At 37.5% G+C, this 19,370-nt stretch carries 21 protein-coding genes; 3 read left to right on the top strand and 18 right to left on the bottom strand.

The window, feature by feature from the left end; translation table 11 throughout:
- Window positions 1-17 precede the first annotated feature (17 nt).
- From Q8S11_RS13140 to Q8S11_RS13150, 3 genes are all read right to left on the bottom strand, one after another.
- A complete protein-coding gene (locus Q8S11_RS13140; RefSeq protein WP_305662570.1) occupies window positions 18-707 on the bottom strand; it encodes a response regulator transcription factor in 690 nt (229 codons plus the stop codon).
- Window positions 708-709: 2 nt separating this feature from the next.
- Entirely contained in the window at window positions 710-2,308 is a 1,599-nt protein-coding gene (locus tag Q8S11_RS13145; protein ID WP_305662571.1) for a sensor histidine kinase KdpD, read from the bottom strand.
- A gap of 79 nt (window positions 2,309-2,387) precedes the next feature.
- The gene (locus tag Q8S11_RS13150; protein ID WP_305662572.1) at window positions 2,388-4,214 is read right to left on the bottom strand and encodes a S9 family peptidase; all 1,827 of its coding nucleotides are present in this window, start codon (window positions 4,212-4,214) and stop codon (window positions 2,388-2,390) included.
- A 353-nt stretch (window positions 4,215-4,567) separates the two neighbouring features.
- On the opposite strand from Q8S11_RS13150, the gene Q8S11_RS13155 reads away from it, so the two are divergent.
- The 3 genes from Q8S11_RS13155 to rfbC are packed head-to-tail and all read left to right on the top strand — an operon-like array spanning window position 4,568 to window position 7,272.
- On the top strand, window positions 4,568-6,373 hold the full coding sequence (locus tag Q8S11_RS13155) for a tetratricopeptide repeat protein (protein WP_305662573.1): 1,806 nt from the start codon (window positions 4,568-4,570) through the stop codon (window positions 6,371-6,373).
- Between the two features lie 45 nt (window positions 6,374-6,418).
- Window positions 6,419-6,727 carry a DUF4286 family protein gene (locus tag Q8S11_RS13160; protein WP_305662574.1) on the top strand — a complete coding sequence of 103 codons (309 nt, stop codon included), beginning with the start codon at window positions 6,419-6,421 and terminating at the stop codon, window positions 6,725-6,727.
- Window positions 6,724-7,272 (top strand): dTDP-4-dehydrorhamnose 3,5-epimerase, encoded by a 549-nt coding sequence (gene rfbC / locus Q8S11_RS13165; RefSeq protein ID WP_305662575.1) that lies wholly within the window; start codon window positions 6,724-6,726, stop codon window positions 7,270-7,272. Before Q8S11_RS13160 ends, rfbC begins: the two co-directional genes overlap by 4 nt.
- Before the next feature lie 58 nt (window positions 7,273-7,330).
- On the opposite strand, the gene Q8S11_RS13170 is transcribed toward rfbC, so the two are convergent.
- From Q8S11_RS13170 to Q8S11_RS13240, 15 genes are all read right to left on the bottom strand, one after another.
- A complete protein-coding gene (locus Q8S11_RS13170) occupies window positions 7,331-8,197 on the bottom strand; it encodes an OmpA family protein (protein ID WP_305662576.1) in 867 nt (288 codons plus the stop codon).
- Between the two features lie 12 nt (window positions 8,198-8,209).
- Complete coding sequence (locus Q8S11_RS13175; protein ID WP_305662577.1) at window positions 8,210-8,872, bottom strand: DUF2461 domain-containing protein; 663 nt, start codon at window positions 8,870-8,872, stop codon at window positions 8,210-8,212.
- Complete coding sequence (locus Q8S11_RS13180; RefSeq protein WP_305662578.1) at window positions 8,850-9,257, bottom strand: DUF983 domain-containing protein; 408 nt, start codon at window positions 9,255-9,257, stop codon at window positions 8,850-8,852. The genes Q8S11_RS13175 and Q8S11_RS13180 overlap by 23 nt, the downstream gene beginning before the upstream one ends.
- 54 nt (window positions 9,258-9,311) lie before the next feature.
- The gene (locus Q8S11_RS13185) at window positions 9,312-9,587 is read right to left on the bottom strand and encodes a hypothetical protein (protein WP_305662579.1); all 276 of its coding nucleotides are present in this window, start codon (window positions 9,585-9,587) and stop codon (window positions 9,312-9,314) included.
- 102 nt (window positions 9,588-9,689) lie between these two features.
- The gene (locus Q8S11_RS13190) at window positions 9,690-10,229 is read right to left on the bottom strand and encodes a DUF420 domain-containing protein (RefSeq protein WP_305662580.1); all 540 of its coding nucleotides are present in this window, start codon (window positions 10,227-10,229) and stop codon (window positions 9,690-9,692) included.
- 31 nt (window positions 10,230-10,260) lie between these two features.
- Entirely contained in the window at window positions 10,261-10,968 is a 708-nt protein-coding gene (locus Q8S11_RS13195; RefSeq protein ID WP_305662581.1) for an SCO family protein, read from the bottom strand.
- Window positions 10,968-11,309: a cytochrome C oxidase subunit IV family protein gene (locus Q8S11_RS13200; protein WP_305662582.1), complete on the bottom strand. Its 342-nt coding sequence runs from the start codon at window positions 11,307-11,309 to the stop codon at window positions 10,968-10,970. Before Q8S11_RS13200 ends, Q8S11_RS13195 begins: the two co-directional genes overlap by 1 nt.
- 21 nt (window positions 11,310-11,330) lie before the next feature.
- Window positions 11,331-12,020 (bottom strand): cytochrome c oxidase subunit 3, encoded by a 690-nt coding sequence (locus tag Q8S11_RS13205; protein ID WP_305662583.1) that lies wholly within the window; start codon window positions 12,018-12,020, stop codon window positions 11,331-11,333.
- 23 nt (window positions 12,021-12,043) lie between these two features.
- Window positions 12,044-12,619, bottom strand: coding sequence for a cytochrome c oxidase subunit 3 (locus tag Q8S11_RS13210; RefSeq protein ID WP_305662584.1), 576 nt, complete (start codon window positions 12,617-12,619; stop codon window positions 12,044-12,046).
- 11 nt (window positions 12,620-12,630) lie between these two features.
- Window positions 12,631-13,515 carry a heme o synthase gene (cyoE, locus tag Q8S11_RS13215; RefSeq protein WP_305662585.1) on the bottom strand — a complete coding sequence of 295 codons (885 nt, stop codon included), beginning with the start codon at window positions 13,513-13,515 and terminating at the stop codon, window positions 12,631-12,633.
- A 225-nt stretch (window positions 13,516-13,740) separates the two neighbouring features.
- Window positions 13,741-15,648: a cbb3-type cytochrome c oxidase subunit I gene (locus tag Q8S11_RS13220; protein WP_305662586.1), complete on the bottom strand. Its 1,908-nt coding sequence runs from the start codon at window positions 15,646-15,648 to the stop codon at window positions 13,741-13,743.
- A 2-nt stretch (window positions 15,649-15,650) separates the two neighbouring features.
- Window positions 15,651-16,979: a cytochrome c oxidase subunit II gene (locus Q8S11_RS13225; protein WP_305662587.1), complete on the bottom strand. Its 1,329-nt coding sequence runs from the start codon at window positions 16,977-16,979 to the stop codon at window positions 15,651-15,653.
- A 39-nt stretch (window positions 16,980-17,018) separates the two neighbouring features.
- On the bottom strand, window positions 17,019-18,239 hold the full coding sequence (locus Q8S11_RS13230) for a quinol:cytochrome C oxidoreductase (protein ID WP_305662588.1): 1,221 nt from the start codon (window positions 18,237-18,239) through the stop codon (window positions 17,019-17,021).
- Between the two features lie 17 nt (window positions 18,240-18,256).
- The gene (locus tag Q8S11_RS13235; RefSeq protein ID WP_371135167.1) at window positions 18,257-18,841 is read right to left on the bottom strand and encodes a cytochrome c; all 585 of its coding nucleotides are present in this window, start codon (window positions 18,839-18,841) and stop codon (window positions 18,257-18,259) included.
- The gene (locus Q8S11_RS13240) at window positions 18,834-19,370 is read right to left on the bottom strand and encodes a DUF3341 domain-containing protein (protein WP_305662590.1); all 537 of its coding nucleotides are present in this window, start codon (window positions 19,368-19,370) and stop codon (window positions 18,834-18,836) included. The genes Q8S11_RS13235 and Q8S11_RS13240 overlap by 8 nt, the downstream gene beginning before the upstream one ends.

Consider the following 19,370-nt stretch of genomic DNA (forward strand, 5'->3'; position numbering starts at 1 on the left):
TAGTCATACCGAAAAATTTATTCAATTATAAACTTATACCCCACTCCACGGACAGTTTGCATAAAATGTGGCCTGTCGGGATTGCTCTCTATCTTTTTCCGTAAACGAACGATATGCATATCAAGCGTTCGTGTATTGACATCAGAATTATAGCCCCAAACCACCATCATTAGCTCATCACGGTTGATAACGGTATTTGCATTTTTTAAAAAATAAAGAAGAATCCTGTTCTCAAGTATGGTAAGTTCAATTTTCTTGCCCTCGCGCATCAGGGAATGTGTATTTGGATGATGCTCCATGTTTCCGAATTTATATATTTCTGTCTTCTCATTATTGATGAAAAACTTAACCTTGTTTTCAATCAATGCAACAAGTACATCCATATTAAAAGGCTTGGTCACATAATCAGAAACGCCAAAATTATAAGCATCAATTTTATCAATATCCTGTGCCTTAGCAGTCATCATAATAATCAGATTATCAAACCCAAGTTTACGCACATTCTGACAGACTTCTGAGCCCTGTTTCGATGGCAACATCCAGTCTAGCAGAACAATATCAGGCTGCTCATTCATTATCAGTTCTTCTGCAATTTGGCCGTCAGCAGCTTCCACAACTTTATATCCTTCGGTTTGAAGACGATGTACAACCAAAAACCGAAGATTCTCATCATCTTCAATAACTGCAACCTTGATTTCTTTTCCCATGTTTATATTTCGTAAGGCAATTCAATTCTAAACTCTGTCCCCTTCCCTTCTATACTTTTTACAGTAATTGTTCCGTTCATAAATTTAATCAGTTCTGCACAGAATGCCAAACCTAAACCAACACTCCCTTGCTGATTATATTGATTTTGTACCCTGTAAAACTTCTTAAAGATATTCTTGATATCTTTTTCCGGAATTCCAATCCCCTGATCTGTAAATATAAAAATAATCCGATTTCTGACCTTTTGAATATTGATTCTTACTATTCTCTTGTCAGGATTAGAGTACTTATAGGCATTATCAATCAGATTCTGAAAGATACTTCCCAAAAGTACAGGATCAGAATTAAAATACACAAGGCCATCAATCTCACATTCTATATCGAAACCCGGATACTTTAACTGATAGCTATCAACCATATTCTGGCAGAATATTTCGAGATTAATACTCTCGGGCTTCAATTTGATCGCCTTATTCTCGATCTGGGCAAAAGACAATAATCTGTTCATCAGATCATTAAGTTTATCTGCTTCTTCATCAAGAATCTTACCATAATGCAGGCGTTCACGATCTGACAGATTGGAAGAACTCCTGATATTATTTCCTGCAATTTTTATAACGCTAACAGGAGTTTTAAATTCATGAGTTAGGTTATTTATAAAATCATATTGCAGTTTAAATAGCTTACTGTTAATATTCAGGTTTCTGAAGATCAGATAACCAATAAGCACCAGAACAAAATAGATGATAAATAAGCCTGCAGCGATAGGCATGAAACGGGAATTTACTTCCTTTCTTAAAAAATCCTTACCTGAACTGAAGTATAATTTATAATCTGAAAAGGGACCGGATAAGGGAAGGTCATTCTCCATAATACCTGAATCATTATCAAGCGATTCGTAAACCAGGGGCTTAATACTGATATGCTGATATAACTGGGGATGTGAATTAATTATCTCCAGCTTCAGTGGATTTAAGTAAAATGTAAGCATATCCATTTCATAGACTGGAGAACTTGGCTTCTTTTGATACATCAAATCCTTATAAATCTTTATTTCCTCACGCCTTGGAATATTCATAAAAGTGATCCTGTTCGACCTGATACTATAAAAAACATTAAATCGATCATCATCACTCAATGCTTTAGCAGTATCAGCTAACTCAATAAAGCCACTGAACTTAATTGCCATTTTATTGAACTCATCACCGGTTTTTATTATAAATAAGGTGTCAGGGTGAATGCTTTCATAAAGTAAAATCGAATCTTTGGGCATGTCCCTGCCAAACTGGTATACCGACTTTGGCCCCATTGAAAAATTCTTCAGCCTGATGCCATGCGGAATTATATGATTACTTATTTCAGTATCATAAAATATTACACGTTCAACAAATTGAAATTTTCTGAAAACAGTATCTATATATTTGGAGGTCTGTGCAGAATCTAAATAACCCTGATAAAAAGATATTTCAGGGATTTTATTTTGAAAGAAATCATTATAAGGTTTCACTGTTTCTTCGAGCACATCAATCTTCTGAGAAGCAAATTCATTTTCAACATATTTAGACGTCAGATTATAGGCAAGATAAAAAGCACCTGCCATGGCAGAGGTAATGAGGAACAAGAAGATAATAACCAGAGTGAAATTTTTGCGGTATATATATTGATACTCCTGCATCCGCTTATTCCTTGCTTAGATTCTGATCTAGGAATACTTCAAGGTTCTTGTAAAATTCAAGTCGATTTTCATTGCTTCTAAAAACATGCCCCTCTCCTTCCTTAAAAATATATGTAACCGGTACTTTCTTCTTTTTTAATTCCTTGACAAACTGATGGGTTTCGTTCATATTAACTCTGGGATCTCTTGCACCCTGAGCTATTAAAACAGGCACTTTGATTTTATCAGTATGAAAAACAGGGGATACGGCTCTGAAATAATCAGCATCAGATTCAGGATTACCCACAGTTTCATAATACATCTGCAGATAAGGCCTGAAATAGGGTGGTATGTCCTTAAAATACGTGAATAAATTGGTGAAACCAGAATAAGAAGCACCGCACCTGTAAAGTTCAGGATTAGACATTAGGCCGTGAAGTGCAGAGAAACCGCCAAAACTGAAGCCATAAATTCCAATCCGGGATGGATCTGCAATCTTTTGGGCAATCAGCCAATGAACACCATCGGTTATATCATCCTGCATCTTAGCTCCCCATTCCTTAAATCCTGCAATCCAGAAATCTTTTCCATAGCCTTTGGATCCTCTGAAATTAACCTGAAATACAGCATAACCCCGGCTTGCGAGAAATTGAACTTCAGAATTATAGCCCCAGCTATTCCTAGAATCGGGTCCACCATGAGGCATTACAACTACCGGGAGATTTTTTGATGGCATACCTATTGGAAGGGTTAAATACCCATATACAGTCAGACCATCTCTGGTAGTATAGCTGATAGGTTTCATTTCTGCCATATTTTCTACCTTCAGGGATGAGTTCACATCACTCAGCTTAACCAGCTTATTATCATCTAATGTAAATAAATAGAATGATCCCGGATTACGATCTGTATAGGTTCTGACAATAAATTTCTTTTCTAAAGAGTCTGAACTGGCAATCACAATTTCAGTGTTAGGCAGCAATTCTTCGAGTTTTTTAAAGGTAGCTTTAAAAGTATCATCAAGATAATGACGCTCCTTTTTCCAGGTTTCAAAGCCTGCATAGATTAACTTTTTCTTGTTGACAGAGTAAATTGCTTCTGAGACATCAACCTGAGGATTACTATAAATAACGCGGTGCTCTTTCCCTGTCACACAATCCAATTCAACCAATGCCATTTTATCCCGATTTTTATTCGACAATGCATAAATACAACTATTGTCAGCACTGAAACTGACAGGGGAAATACTAGTCTTGAAATTATTCGTTAAAACACTCCTGAAGTTCTGGCTCTCTTTATCACGGTACAACAAAGTTTCATTGACTCCATCACTTGAAATAGCCATTCTTAACTTTCCTGCAGGATCAGAATACCATTTTGTAATGTTCCCGGGGTTCTGAAATAACATTGCCAGCTTTCCGGTCTGAATATTTAATCGGTAGGCATCAAAAACCGTAGAGTCACGTTTGTTCAGAGAAACCAAAACCTGGCCGTCACTTACAGGGCCTGAAGAAATTAGTCTGATTTTTGTATTAGGGAATGAGAGTAACTCCCGCTTATTATTTCCATAAATGTCGACTGCAAAAAGACCTGGATCCAGATTTTCGGTGGCACCTTTTAAATATAGAATCTCATTATTACTAGCCCAGAAATAATTGGAGATACTCCGGTTAGAATCACAGGTTAACTGTGTAGTAGTTTTCCCATCAAGGGTTTCAACATAAATATGAATTCTGTTATTATCTGGTTTTAGGTAGGAAATATATTTACCATCGGGTGAAACCAGATAAGACGTATTAATGGGGACATTGAAAAAATTTTCTATGGGTATCCGTTTCGTTGCTTTTTCCATTGTACACGACACCAACGTGGCTAGAATAAAACAGAATAAATAAATTTTTGATACCAGCATTCTTTATTAAAATTAAAATCAAATTATGTTGCACACACTTTAAATAGGCAACAAAACAAACAAAATAAAGGATATTAATACCTTCAACTAACAAATAGACATATTGCTAAACTAAACACTCAAGTTAATAAATACATTTTTAAGTAGTTGAATGGATTCGTAACATTTAAACTACAAGTGTTTTTTTTCCTGAAATGAAACATGAATAAAGCGAACTTTATTATATACAACAAATGGTATCCTTTCAAATGATTATATTGAAAGTGTACAAAGATTGTTAACAAACCGGTCAGATGAAAAAAATCCTGCTTTTGCTATTGATTATATCTGTCACTTCAGAACTGAAAGCACAGTTAAATTCTGAGGAAGCTATGGCTGTACAGTATTTCCAGTCTGGTGACTATGAAAAAGCAGCTTTGCTTTATGAAAAGTTATTCAACAGAACCAAAAATGCAAGTTATTACGATCCATATTTCAGTTGTCTGCTCCGCTTAAAAAAGTTTGACGAAGCAGAAAAACTGGCCAGGACCCTTCAAAAGAACAATCCTGAAAATTTTAACTATCCGGTTGATCTTGGAAGGATTTTGCAGGAACGCGGTGAACAGGAAAAATCAATTGCATTATATAATAATCTGATTAAAAACCTGCCTGCCAATGAATTTGCAATAAAAGATCTGGCAATAACCTTTTACAGGGCAGAAGCATACGATTTCTCGATCAAAACCTTTTTAACTGGCCGAAAAATACTTAAGGATGAAAAATCATTTATCTATGATCTCCTAAGTTTATATCGTTACCGTAAGGATAAAGTAATGCTAATTGAAGAATACTTATTGCTTTTAAGCATAAATCCTGAAGCATTACAACAAGCGCAAAGCGTTTTGGGGAATATCCTTGAGGATAAAGATGACTTTAATCTTCTAAAAAGTGCAATCTTACGCCGCTTACAGAAAGATGCTCAAAATGTTGTGTTAACAGAGTTCCTTGCCTGGCAGTACGTCCAGCAAAAAGATTTTGACATGGCATTGAGGCAAACCCTCGCGCTCGATCGCAGATTAAAAGAAGAAGGAGGCAGGGTATTTGAGCTGTCGAGAGTATTCATTTCAAATCAAGCATATGATCAGGGAGTGGAAGCCCTGAAATATCTGGTGTCTAAAGGGGAGAAAAGCAGGTATTATATTCCGGCAAAAATCGATCTCCTGAATGTTAAAACTAAACAATTGACTACGGGCAAGTTCGATAAATCAGATTTACTGACACTGGAGAGCGATTTCGAATCATTATTAAAGGAATTCGGACGAAATTCAGGTACTGCCTTTGCAATCCGGCAGCTTGCCAATTTACAGGCATTTTATCTGAAAAAGCCTGCAGAATCGGCCTCACAGCTTCAACAACTGCTAGAATTACCCGGCATAACGCCAATTATAATAGCACAAACGAAGTTAGAGCTTGGGGATATCTATACCTTATCAGGAGAAGTTTGGGAAGCAGCCCTGATTTTTGGGCAGGTCGAGAAGTCATTCCCCAACGAAGTTTACGGACAGGAAGCCAGATATAAAAATGCCAGGTTAGCATATTTTCAGGGGGACTTTTTATGGGCAAAGGCGCAGCTTGATGTACTGAAAAGTTCAACATCCCAATTAATTGCAAATGATGCACTCAATTTAAGTTTGCTCATTTCTGATAACTTGCTAAATGAGAGTGATACCGCGGCACTGAAAAGATATTCGGATGCAGAACTCAGCGTATTTAAAAATCAGCCGGAAAAAGCTTTGGGTATTTTAGATAGTATAAACATTCTTTACCCTGCAAATTCGCTTGCTGACGATATTTTAATGGCAAAATCCAAAATATTTATAAGTTCAAGTGAGTTTGAACAGGCGGTTATTCAACTACAAAAAATAATAGACAATTTCAGCTCAGATCTTTGGGGCGATGATGCTATTTTCATGCTGGCCGATATTTATGAAACAAAGCTGAACCAACCTGAAAAAGCAATCGAACTATATCAAAAAATAATAAATGATTATTCAGGCAGTTTGTACATCATCGAAGCAAGAAAACGCTTCCGTCAGCTTAGAGGAGATAAACTGGGTTGAGTTTTCGGACTGAAATATTAAAATTCCTATTCCTATCTTCGCAGCATGATCTTATACAATGTCACTATTATTCTGGATGAGGAAATTCATGATAACTGGCTCAAATGGCTCAAGTTTGAATATTTGAAAGAAATGATGAGTACCGGCCATTTTATTTCTTACAGCGTCCTGAAAGTGCTAGACTCACCAAATGAAGGTATTACCTACTGTATCCAATACATTGCCAGCTCAATTGTAAAATACAATGAATACATGCAAACATCACCAAATCATCTGCAGAGCAATGTTCCGGCAGAATTCCTGAACAAATTTGTCTTTTTTAGTACATTAATGGAATTTATTGAGGCTGAATGAACTTTATAAAAACAAAAATCAAGGATCTTCTTATCATAGAACCAAAGATCTGGAAGGATGACCGGGGATATTTTTACGAAAGCTATAATAAGCGAAATTTCGATGAGGCTGGTATTACTGCCAATTTTTTACAGGACAATCAATCCATGTCGCAAAAGGGAACTTTAAGGGGCTTGCATGCCCAATCCAATCCCAATGCGCAGGGGAAACTGGTAAGGGTCATTAAGGGCAGGGTCATTGATGTTGCCGTAGATATACGTAAAGAATCAGAGACCTACGGGCAGCATGTTGCCCTTGAACTAAATGATGACAATCACCTTATGCTCTGGGTACCGCCCGGATTTTTGCATGGCTTTGTTACACTCGAAGATGATACCATCTTTACTTATAAAGTAACAAGTCTCTATAATAGGGATTCAGAATTTGGTGTTTTATGGAATGACCCGGAACTCAACATTGACTGGGGCATTGCCCCGGAAGAAATCATACTTTCTGAAAAAGACAAAGTACTACCTTTGTTTAAAAATCTAATTAGTCCTTTTTAAGTACTGACATAAGCCGGATTTTTGCAAAAATCCGGCTTACCAACTTATCATATTTTAATCATTCTTTAATCAGATTGTATAATTCATCTAATTTAGGTGAGAGGACTATCTCTATTCGTCTGTTCCTGCTTCTGATTTCCGGACTTGAACCTGCCTCAATTGGCTGGTATTCCCCCTTCCCCGTTGCAGTTATCCTACCGTTCTCAATTTTCTCTGTTTCAGTCAGAAACCTCACCACGGAAGTAGCCCGCAGTACACTCAGATCCCAGTTATCCTTTATCTGCCCAAGATTTACTACCCGCTGATTATCAGTATGGCCTTCCACAGAAATATTAATCTCGGGTTGGGTTTTAAGGACATTTGCAAGCTCCCTTAAGGCAAGCTTTCCTTTATCGTCAATAATAATACTGCCACTGCCAAACAATAATTTGTCGGTTAGTGAAACATAGACCTTCCCGTTACGGATATCAACCGTTAAACCACTTTGTTGAAAGCCTAATAAAGCCTTTTGCAATTTATTTTTAAGTGCGTTGGTGGCTTCATCCCTTTTACGTAATATATCTTCGACTTCCCTCAATCTGAGTTCCCGTTTTTGCAAATCAGCTTCCAGCTTTTTAAGATTTTCTTCCAGCTTTTTTATTTCTGAAGATGAATTTGAACGCAATGAAATAAGGCTGTTATCCATCCCTTTAATTATAACCTGGAGATCTGAAATTTTGGCTTGCAGAATTGAACTATCTGATTTTAATCCTGAGATAATCCCCTCAAGTGAGGCGATTTTAATTCTTGCATTTTCCCATCCAAGAGAAAGTGAATCCTTCTGAGCGATTAATGTGTTATACTTTTTCGGCGACATGACAACACATGAAGTGATTAATCCGACAAATAAAATCAGCGCAATAGCAGAATAAACTGAGTTCCTCATTTAAAAATAATTTTATGATGCTGCATTTCTCAGAAAAGCAACAAAGGGGTACAATTGTTTAAATCCATCGGAAACCAAATCAATAGCGTTAGGGCCAGTAAGTTCTGTTTTGGTCAATGGATGACTAAATGTAAAACTTTTAAGCTTTAAATATTCAATATCCGGGTGACCAGGAAGATATCCTTTGGGAAGAGTCTTTAATTTATACTCAGTATCCGGTTTAGCAAAGTATTGCTTAAATAATTTATTATCAACAATTTGATGGAAAGCACTTCCGTTATAATCGATTTCCTGACGGATCGCCTTAAGTATATCCGCTTCCGGCATCCAGCATCCCCCGGCCAGGAAGGAATGCTCAGGATGAATATGCAGGTAATATCCTGCTCCCTTAAAATTCTTGCCATTCTCAGAAAATCCCGCACCGAAATTGGTTTTATAAGGTGTTTTATCCTTACTAAAACGAACATCGCGATAAATTCGCATCACACAACTCTTCGATTCAAGGTCCGGTGATACAGAAGGATCAATTTTTGAAAGCTTTGCGATCAGCTCATCTGCAAATTCAAGTACATTATTTCTGGCTACATCATGCCTTAATTTATTCGCCTGAAACCAGTCCCGATTATTATTTGCAGCCAGATCTTTTAAAAAATCAAATGTTGCTGAGTTTATCATTAGTATCGTAATCAGGGTAATACTTAATTTTAGGGGTCAGGAAATGAAGCAGGAATATTCTGGAGTAACGATAGTTAATTGGTGTGAGTAATAATATTGCCCCAATGATTGTTGAAATATATAACCATGGAGAGCTATCATTTCCTGTAATCAGGTAGGTAAGGAGCCCTACATTAAGCATCTCAGCTACTACAAATGCATAGCTGACATACATCGCACCATAAAAATAACCTGGCTCTATCTCAAACTTCATTCCGCAATGTGAACATTTTTCATTGGTTTCCTGAAAATTGATACCATATAAAGTCCCGGAAAAAACATCCCCCCTTCTGCATTTAGGACATTTAGCAGTCGCTATCGCTATAAATTTAGAAGTCTTTGCCATAAGAGAAACCTGGGATTAAAAGAGATCAGAACATTAACAGAAATCAAGCGGGGCTCAATTAAGATTAATCTTACTATCCTTAATATTTAAATTGACATTTTTGCGTCTGTACTTCTTGTACCACAGAAATCCTACACCTGCAATTGCCAGGTATGGAGCAGCTAATAGATATAAGATACCATTATTAAGGCCTTTACCTTCGGTATTCCCATTCTTAACAGAATTTTCGGCATTTAAGGTACACATTGAGCACTGAGCTGAAACTTCAGAAAAATCCGGAAGTGAGAATATCAGAATGAAACTTATAAGTGCTATTCTAAGCGATTTCATAAGGTAAAGATACACCAAATGCGAGAATTAAAATAATGAAATAGCTTGATTCAAAATAAGTTTACAGTATACTGATTTAAGCCCGATCCCGAAATGGGAGATCTAAAAAGAATAATATGGCGAGATCATAAGATAGACGATCACCCCGCTGACTGTAACATATAACCAGATTGGATAAGTCCAGCGCACCAGTTTTTTATGTTGCTCAACCTTCATTTGCAAACCTTTTTGAAAACTAAATAATACCAGGGGTAACACAATAGCAGCCAGAATAATATGAGTAATTAAAATGATATAATAGAAAGTCCGGATTGCGCCTACTCCTCCATAAGTGGTTTTTATTCCGGTAGCATGAAATATGATATATGATACTAGAAAAAGGGAGGAAAGAATAAACGTGAGGATATTAACATTCTTGTGTGCCTTAATATTTTTTCTTTTTATGAAATACAGGGACAGAACCAGTAGAATACTGCAGCTACCATTAATTATAGCATTAAACAGAGGAAGGGAAAATACCCAGGAGGGGATTGACTCCTTTTGAGGGAAAATATTTAAAAGCTTAGACTGCAAAATCACAACAACAATCAGAACAATAATTGATACTGCTGTAATAATTCTTGAAATCAGTTTATCACTCATAGTATACTATTTAGAAAATATAGCAAATAGCTTAGCGTACTTTAATAGTTCTAAGCTCTTCTGTAATTAATAATTTAATTTCATCACTTAACAAGGTAATCTGCTCATGTCCAAGGCTTGAATCATAATATCCTCTTATCCGCTTTTGGGGGTCGATCAGCATGAGCATAGGACTATGTATAATATTTGTTTTTGCGGTAGTATCTGCAATGGCATCTACCATGAAATCTTCCCTTGCAAGCAAATAAATCAGGTTCTTGTCACCGGTCAAAAAATCCCACTTTTTATTTTCTAAAGTATATGGCTTACTATATTCAGCAAGTACTGCCGGACTATCGTACTCGGGGTCTACAGTTATAGAAATAAATCGCATCAAACGATTGTTACTATACATTTTAGCCACCCTTGCTAAATCCGTATTCATATCACGGCATAAGAGTGGACAGCGGGTATAAAAAAAGTTAACTACCGTAATTTGATTACTGTCGGCAGGAAATTTAATGGTTTCCCCATTTTGGTTTAGGAGACTGAAATCCCGGATCACATGATAGATAGTATCCGGAATCTGCTTACCGCGTTTTGAATGAAATGTTGTTGCTACCTTTTTCTCCCCATATATGTTAAGGGGGCGATACCGGTTCTGCCCTTTCTCTTTTAACAGGTAATATAAAGTACCGGGTACTGCCAATAATATCAGCAGTATCAGAATTTTTTTTACAGGAAAAGAGGGTAAACTCATTAATTCATGTGAATGAACTGGTAGTTCCCTTCAATAAGCATAAGTACAATGAAATAGACAATAAACAGTAAAGACAAGGTAATACCCGCTTTAAGTGCATATTTCTCGAATTTCAAGTGCATAAAATAGGCCACTATGTAAAAGGCTTTCACCAGTGTAAGGACTATATAAGCGAAATTACCAATACCGTGACCTACAATACCCTTAGGAATCAGGTATAGGGCGATAAAAAATTCTACGGCAGTAATACCTAACAGGTAAAAGAAAACCTGCCAGATTTTTTTCTTGGTCATTCCTTCATGCTCAGAAGCATGTTCATCATGTGTGTGTTCTGCTGACATTTTATATGGATTATCAGGATTTTAAACTAAATAGAAAAATGTAAAGACGAATACCCAAACAAGGTCTACAAAGTGCCAGTATAAACCAACCTTTTCTACCATCAGGTAGCTGCCGCTTTTCTGGAAAACATTTGCGATGACCATAAATAGAATTATAATATTTATTAATACACCGGTAAACACGTGGAAACCGTGGAAACCTGTAATCGTAAAGAACAAGTTGGAAAACTGAAGGGCCCCGACCGTGTCTACGCCGGTATATGATGCCGGGAAACTACCCCACCAGTAACCTTCATGATGTAAATGAGCCCATTCCAATGCCTGGCATCCCAGGAACATCAAACCGCCAATAATCGTTGCAATCATCCACCAAACAACCTCTCTTTTAGCATTACGATGACCTGCTTCTACTGCAAGAACCATTGTTACAGAGCTCATGATCAAAATAAATGTCATAATACCCACAAACACCAGTGGATATCCATGATCAGCTAAACCGGGTATTGACTGAAACACCACATCAGGATCAGGCCAGCTAATTTTACTGAAGCGCTGGGCTCCATAATAAATTAGAAATGCTGAAAATGTAAATGCATCTGACAAAAGGAAAAACCACATCATTAGTTTTCCGTATTCTACAGCAAAAGGTGACTTTCCGCCGCTCCAGGCGTCAGTTCTTATTTCATCTAATTTTGATACAGTAGTGTTCATTTAAACAATGGTATATTGTGTTATTATTGATTCAAAAGTAAGAAAACATATAGATAAATCCATAGGATATCAAGAAAATGCCAAAAAATTGAAGCAACTTCCATACGGAATACATTCCGGACCTGAGGAATATTGCGAATTGCACCAATAAGGGCATAAATTAGAAAAAAAAGTCCGACGATCACGTGTATTAAATGAGCCCCGCTAAACACATATATAAAGGACTGGGAAGCATTATAATTAACGAAATAGGCGCCTGAATTGTATAAGGCCTGCCATGCCTGAAACTGGCTGTAAAAAAATGCAATACCCAGCAAAATTGTCAAAAGAATATATAATTTTTGCTTGCCTAATTGCAAATTTTTGGCCGCCAGGTAGGCCATGTGAGCTGTAATACTACTCAGTATGATTATCACAGAACTGTACATGAATGCTTTTGGAAGCAATACTTTTATTCCGCGTTCTGCATTTCCTTCAGTATAGACGATAAACCCACTGGTTAAAGCGGCAAACATCATAAAAGAAGCTATAATAAAAAGCCACATTAAAAATTTCTTAGCTTTTAAATTTAATCTATCCTCAACTTGTAAATTTTCCATTTTGATAAATTTTATACTACAAAGTCAAATAACAAAGTTAATTGCATTATAGGAAGATAAATAAATGAAATATACATCAGCTTTTTAGCAGATGCCACATCTCTTTTGTAATAAAGTTGAACCGCCTGCCAGACAAAAAACAGTCCAGCCAGGATTGCTACAACAGTGTAAATATTTCCGCCAAAAGGCTGACCCGAAGGCATTAAGTATACCGTAGGCATCATACTCACCGGAATCAGGATGATTGTGGAAGCAAGGGTGAACAAAGCGCTTGTTTTATCTTGTCTGGTACTGGGCAATAATCGAAATCCTGCCCTCTTATAGTCTTCGTCAAGAACCCAGGCGATGGCCCAAAAATGAGGGAATTGCCAGACAAACTGAATCAAAAATAAAATAATGGGAATCCAGGATATTTGGGGTTCATTAAAAGCTGCAAAATATCCAATCACTGGGGGAAAAGCTCCGGGGAATGCTCCTATAAACACGGCCACAGGGGATTTCCGTTTCATTGGAGTATAGACAAATGCGTATAGAAATATAGAAAAAACCGCTAATACACCTGTAGGAAAATTAAGGCTTACTAACAGATAAGTTCCGGAAATTCCCATAATAAGGCTAAGAACAAGAGCCTGCCCTGTAGTCATTTTCCCGGACGGAATTGGTCTGTCCATAGTCCTTTTCATTAATTTATCCAGATCCTTTTCAATGATCTCATTAAATCCATTTGCAGCACCTGTAACCAGAAATCCTCCAAGGGTTAAAATAATCCAGTTAATCCAATTAATTTCTCCCTGAAATCTGCTACCCATTAAAAAACAAACAGAAGCAGAAAAGACCACGGTAAGGGTCAGCCTTAGTTTAATTAATTTATTGAAGTCGGATATAAAATTCCTCACTATATTTTCTGGTTCACAGTTTTATATGAATTACCGACGGTGATTAAAATACAAGCCTCAGCTAAAAACAAATTTTGCATTTATGATAATTCTAACGACAGAAACCTCTTCCCGAAAAAGGATACATTCGCTTTAAAATTTCCTGCAGAATTGGCAGAAAGAATATTCCTTATAGTAAGCAGGCGATATCTTGATATCGCCTGCTGAAACTATAGATTAAATTTTTTAAACCTGTTCCGGATTATGCCGCTCGGAAGCATTCTGTCTATCCCATTCCTGTTGAATGTGCTCAGCTTCAGGGTTTCCTTCAAAATCATGGAGCAGGTTAGAACTCATTGTTTCTGAAAAAGGAGTGGTTTGTGGAATAAAGTCAGTATAGTGACCAGGTTTACTGTAATCATACGGCCAACGATATACTGAAGGTATTTCTCCCGGCCAGTTTCCGTGTAAATGTTTTACCGGGGCAGTCCATTCCAATGTATTTGAATCCCAAGGATTTTGTGGTGATTTTTTTCCGTAAAAAATAGAATAGAAGAAATTCCAAAGGAATGCTACCTGCGCAAGTGCAGAAATAATTGCAGCCCATGTTACAAACACATTCACTGTTAACCACTCTTGCATAAATGCAAACTCAGTGAAAGCATAGTAACGACGAGGCACGCCATCAATACCCATAAAGTGCATTGGGAAGAATACAAGGTAGGCACCTATAAATGTTAACCAAAAGTGAATATAGCCTAAACGCTCATCCATCAAACGACCAAACATTTTTGGATACCAGTGATATACACCGCAAAGCATACCAAAGATAGCAGCACAGCCCATCACAAGGTGAAAGTGAGCAACTACAAAATAAGTATCATGCAGATTGATATCCAAGGCTGCATTTCCTAAGAATAAACCTGTAAGTCCTCCAGAGATGAAGAATGATACCAATCCGATAGCAAATAACATGGCTGGTGTGAAACGAAGGTTTCCACGCCAGATTGTTGCCAGATAATTAAAAGTTTTAACTGCTGAAGGAACTGCTATGATTAGAGTAGTGATCATGAAAACACCCCCAAGGAACGGATTCATACCCGTTACAAACATATGGTGACCCCAAACAATGAATGATAATACCGTAATACCAATTAGGGAATAAACCATCGCATGATAGCCAAAGATTGGCTTTCTGGAATTGGTAGCAATTACCTCTGAGGTGATACCCAATGCAGGCATGATTACGATATATACCTCAGGGTGACCCAGGAACCAGAATAAGTGCTGCCATAAAACCGGGCTACCACCCTGATTAGGAAGTATTTGTCCGGCTACCACAATGTCAGAAAGATAAAAACTGGTACCGAAGCTACGATCAAAAATCAGAAGTACGACTGCAGAAACCAATACAGGGAAAGATAATACACCTACAATTGCGGTTAGGAAGAAAGCCCAGATCGTCAATGGCATTTTCCACATATCCATACCTTTGGTACGCATATTCAGAATTGTTGAGATATAGTTTAATGCTCCAATCAGGGAAGATGCAACGAACAATACCATACTGATTAACCATAGTGTCATACCAGTACCTGATCCGCTAATGGCTTTCGGCAAGGCAGATAAGGGAGGATAAACTGTCCATCCTGAACTTGCAGGTCCACTCTCTACGAAGAAAGAACACATCATGATCACACATGAAGTAAAAAACAACCAATAAGAGATCATATTAAGGAATGGCGAAGCCATATCCCTTGCTCCTAATTGAAGCGGAATAAGAAGGTTACTGAAGGTCCCGCTCAAACCGGCGGTCAACACAAAGAATACCATCATGGTACCGTGTATTGTTACAATCGCGAGATAAAAATCGGGTTTTATCCTTCCTCCTTCAGCCCATTTTTCACCAAGGAATGTCTCGAGCAATGGAAAACTCTCATCAGGCCATGCTAACTGCAACCTGAAAAGAATTGATAAAATCATAGCAACTACTGCCATTACAATACCTGTAATAAGGAATTGTTTGGCGATCATTTTATGATCCTGGCTAAAGATATATTTAGTAATAAATGTTTCCTTATGATGTCCGTGATCATGACCGTGATCGTCGTGTTGGTGAAGTACGGCTGAATCGTGTATTGCAGTGCTTGCCATAATTAGTTTTTAATAGTATTTGTATTTAAAGCTATTTTGTTAACTTCTTCAGTTTTGGCATTTTCAGCCATCTGAAGTTCTCTTTTCACATCATCATTATAATATAAAGGTTGCTTTGCAAGCCATGCAGCATATTCAGCTTCCGAAACCACAGTAACCTTAGCTTGCATATTGTAATGGCCGGCTCCGCAGATCTTAGCACAAAGAAGCACATAATCATACTTTGGATTATTTCTCTTCTCTCTCATTTGAGCAGTGGTAAGGCGAGGTGTGAACTGAAATGAAGTTGGCATTCCGGGAACAGCATTCATCTGTACTCTGAAGTCGGGAAGATAGAAGCTATGTAATACATCTTTAGAATTAATGATTACCCGTACCGCCTTATTAACAGGAATCACAATCTCGCTGGTCAATTTATCATCCCAACTCTTCTGATCTTTGAAATCAATGCCAAGGCCGTTAGTTGGAGTAGTCAATTTGTAATTACGGCTTCCGATCTGATTATCAGCACCCGCATATCGAAGGCTCCATTTGAACTGTTCACCGGTAACCTCAATATTGATCGCTTTTTTCTGATCTTCCGGAGATACATTGGTAATACCTCTCCAGGTAAAGAATCCCAGCAAAACAAGAACTGTTAAAACTATTGCAGGAATAATAGTCCAGATTCTCTCAAGTGCATTATTATGCGGATAGAAATAGGCCTTCCTGTTTTCAGATCCTCTATACTTAAATGAGAATCCAAAAAGGGCAATATGAGTTAATATAAATACAACAGTAGTTAAAATTAAGGTTGTATTAAACATGAAGTCTATATCAAGTCCATGTTCAGATGCTGACTCATGCATACTCATTGGCCCCTGCACCGCATAAGACCAATAAACACCATATAAACCCAGAATCAAAAAGATTCCCAACAAAACACCCTGAATTCTCCGGGCATTGAAGCTGGATTTTACACCCTGCATCTCACGGCTAATTTCATATACCTTTAAAATTTTCCCAATGATCGCAATAAACACGCATAGCAGGAAAAACATCAGTACATAATAAGTAGCTGATCTGTAAGATTCGGAATAATCCTTTGTTTCAGCTATGGGTTGCATGTTCATATACCTTGCCACAGTATCAACAGCGGTACTGATCAAAGGAAGATTTGATGGCGAAAGCTCAGTTACAGCAGCTTTTGCGGCCGTGTCAATCGCAGCAGTCGTTGAACTGATTGTAGAATCCTGAACCCGCGCATAGGATGCACTGTTAGTTACAATAAGAGTGCATATAAGTAGTAATGCAGCTACAGTTCTGATATTAAAAATTTCTCTTAACCTCATATTATTCGTAAATTTTCTTTTAGCTATTAAGAACTGTGTTTAAATCTGGTGATTGATACTCTCCTGAAGAAAAGGATGATTTGTTGTAACCAATGATTTCTTACTTAACTGATTAAGTGTAAGGAATGTAAAAAGTCCTACAAAACCAATGGCTATTCCAATTTCAATTATGCCAAAGCCTCTGTGAGACTCAACGGTTCCAGGCATAATCATCATATAATAATCCAGCCAATGACCACACAAAAGCAAAATACAAACAACCATTAATGTATTCATTTGACGCTTTGAATCTCTTGACATCAGGATAAGTAATGGTGCAAGAAAGTTAATAATTATATTCAACCAAAACCATGGAAGATACTCAGGTTCCCAGCGCTTGTAAAAATAAACGGTTTCCTCAGGCATGTTCGCATAATAGATGAGGACAAATTGAGAGAACCAGATATATGTCCAGAAAATTGAGAATGCAAATATAAATTTACCCAGATCATGTAAATGGTTTTCATTTATCCAGCTCAGATATCCTGCCTTCTTCATAAAAATTACTATCAGTGTAATGACACAAAGTCCACTAACCCACATTGCTGCGAAGTTATACCAACCGAACATTGTTGAGAACCAGTGAGCCTCCAATGACATAATGGTATCAAATGCCCAGATAGGGGTAGTAAATCCAAAAACGATCAGGAAAATGGCCGACCATTTAAAATTTTTATCGTGATAAACAAGTCCGCCTTCTAACTCCTGTGCCTTGGTATATTTTGCAAATAACCATGCAAAGAAGCTGTAAGCCGCAAGAAATACGGCCAGTCTGGTTAAAAAGAAAGGCACATTCAGAAAACTAGCTTTTCCGGCAATCAGTTTATCATAATTAGGACTATTAGGATCAGTAAGACCTTCACCATTCCAGTGATGATATAAATTATGGGTTAATAAACCTGCAGCACACACTACAAACAATATCACAGATGCAATAGGAAGCACCCTTGACATCGCCTGAGGTATTCTTAACAAACCTGTTGCCCAGCCTGCCTGCGCAACATACTGCACCGCAAGAAAGAATAAACCTGTCGCACATACACAGGTAAAGTAATATGCCATTAAGAGCAGGTTAGCGAAAGTACGTTCCTGCTGACCTGTTAGTAAACCAAAAGCTGTAGCAAGGATTCCAAGCACTATTGCTATTAAGGTCCAGGTTTTTAATTTTCCAGAAAATGTAAATTGTTCCGTGAAATTATGAGTATGATTATGATTTCCCATCTGGTTTTAGCAATTGACTATTGTAATTTTTGTAATTCATGAACGTACATAACAATTTTCCACCGTTGCTCCGGGGATAATTGAGATTTGTGTGGACCCATCAGGTTAACCCCGTGGGTAATTGTATGATAGATTTTACCGTCTGTAAGATCCTTCATAGAGCCTCCTCTTGATGAGTTTCCAGTTGAATAAGAAGGTGGAGCAGGATATTTGCCAAGGTTAACGATAGAACCATCACCCTTTCCCTCCATACCATGACAATGGGAACACATGTTTAAATACAATGTTTTTCCCTGCTCCAGAGTAGCTACACTTACAGGAAGCGGATTCGTCATTCCTGTACTTGCTGCCTGATAACCTTCAAGTGAATTTGGATAAACATCATATTTATCAAATCCAACAGGAACTGTACCTGCAGGTGGATCCTGGGCAGTTTTACCGTCCTTAAAGTTCTTATTTGCCTGATCCGGGTTATAACCAATCGGATCATACATATTACGGGCAAATTCAAGTCCCGTACTTCTATTATTTGAACAGGAAGAAATAACCGTAACAGCGGCTACAGTTAAAAAAGCGGTACAAATTATTAGGCGCTTATTCATAACTAACATATTTCCTTTCGTTGTGCTTAATTTCAACAGCACCTGCTTCTTTTAAAATGTTATCTATTTGATCATGCGATGTATTTGTTCTTGCATCAATCGCAATTACAAATCTATCGTTGCTTGCTCTGAGGTCCATAACTCTTGGAGCACGGCCAGGAGCCATGTGATTTACAAAGAAATAGGTTCCAACCATTCCGAAAGCTGCAAATAACACAGTTAACTCGAACATGATCGGAATAAAATCAGGGAATGCAAAATGCGGTTTACCTCCGATATTCATAGGCCAGTCGATAACCAGCATATAGGTTATCATGGAGATTGCAGTGATGGTACCGGTCAAGCCGAAACCAAATGCCACCTTACCAAGCCTTGATCGTTTAATTCCTAACTTATCTTCAATACCGTGAATTGGCATAGGAGTATACACATCGTAAATACTCACGCTATTCTCCTGCAACTTGTCTATCCCGTGCATCAGATCATCCGGATCCTCAAAATGACCTAAAATATATTTTATATTACTCAT

Origin of the sequence: Daejeonella sp. (assembly GCF_030695525.1) — a bacterium.
Classification (GTDB): domain Bacteria; phylum Bacteroidota; class Bacteroidia; order Sphingobacteriales; family Sphingobacteriaceae; genus Daejeonella.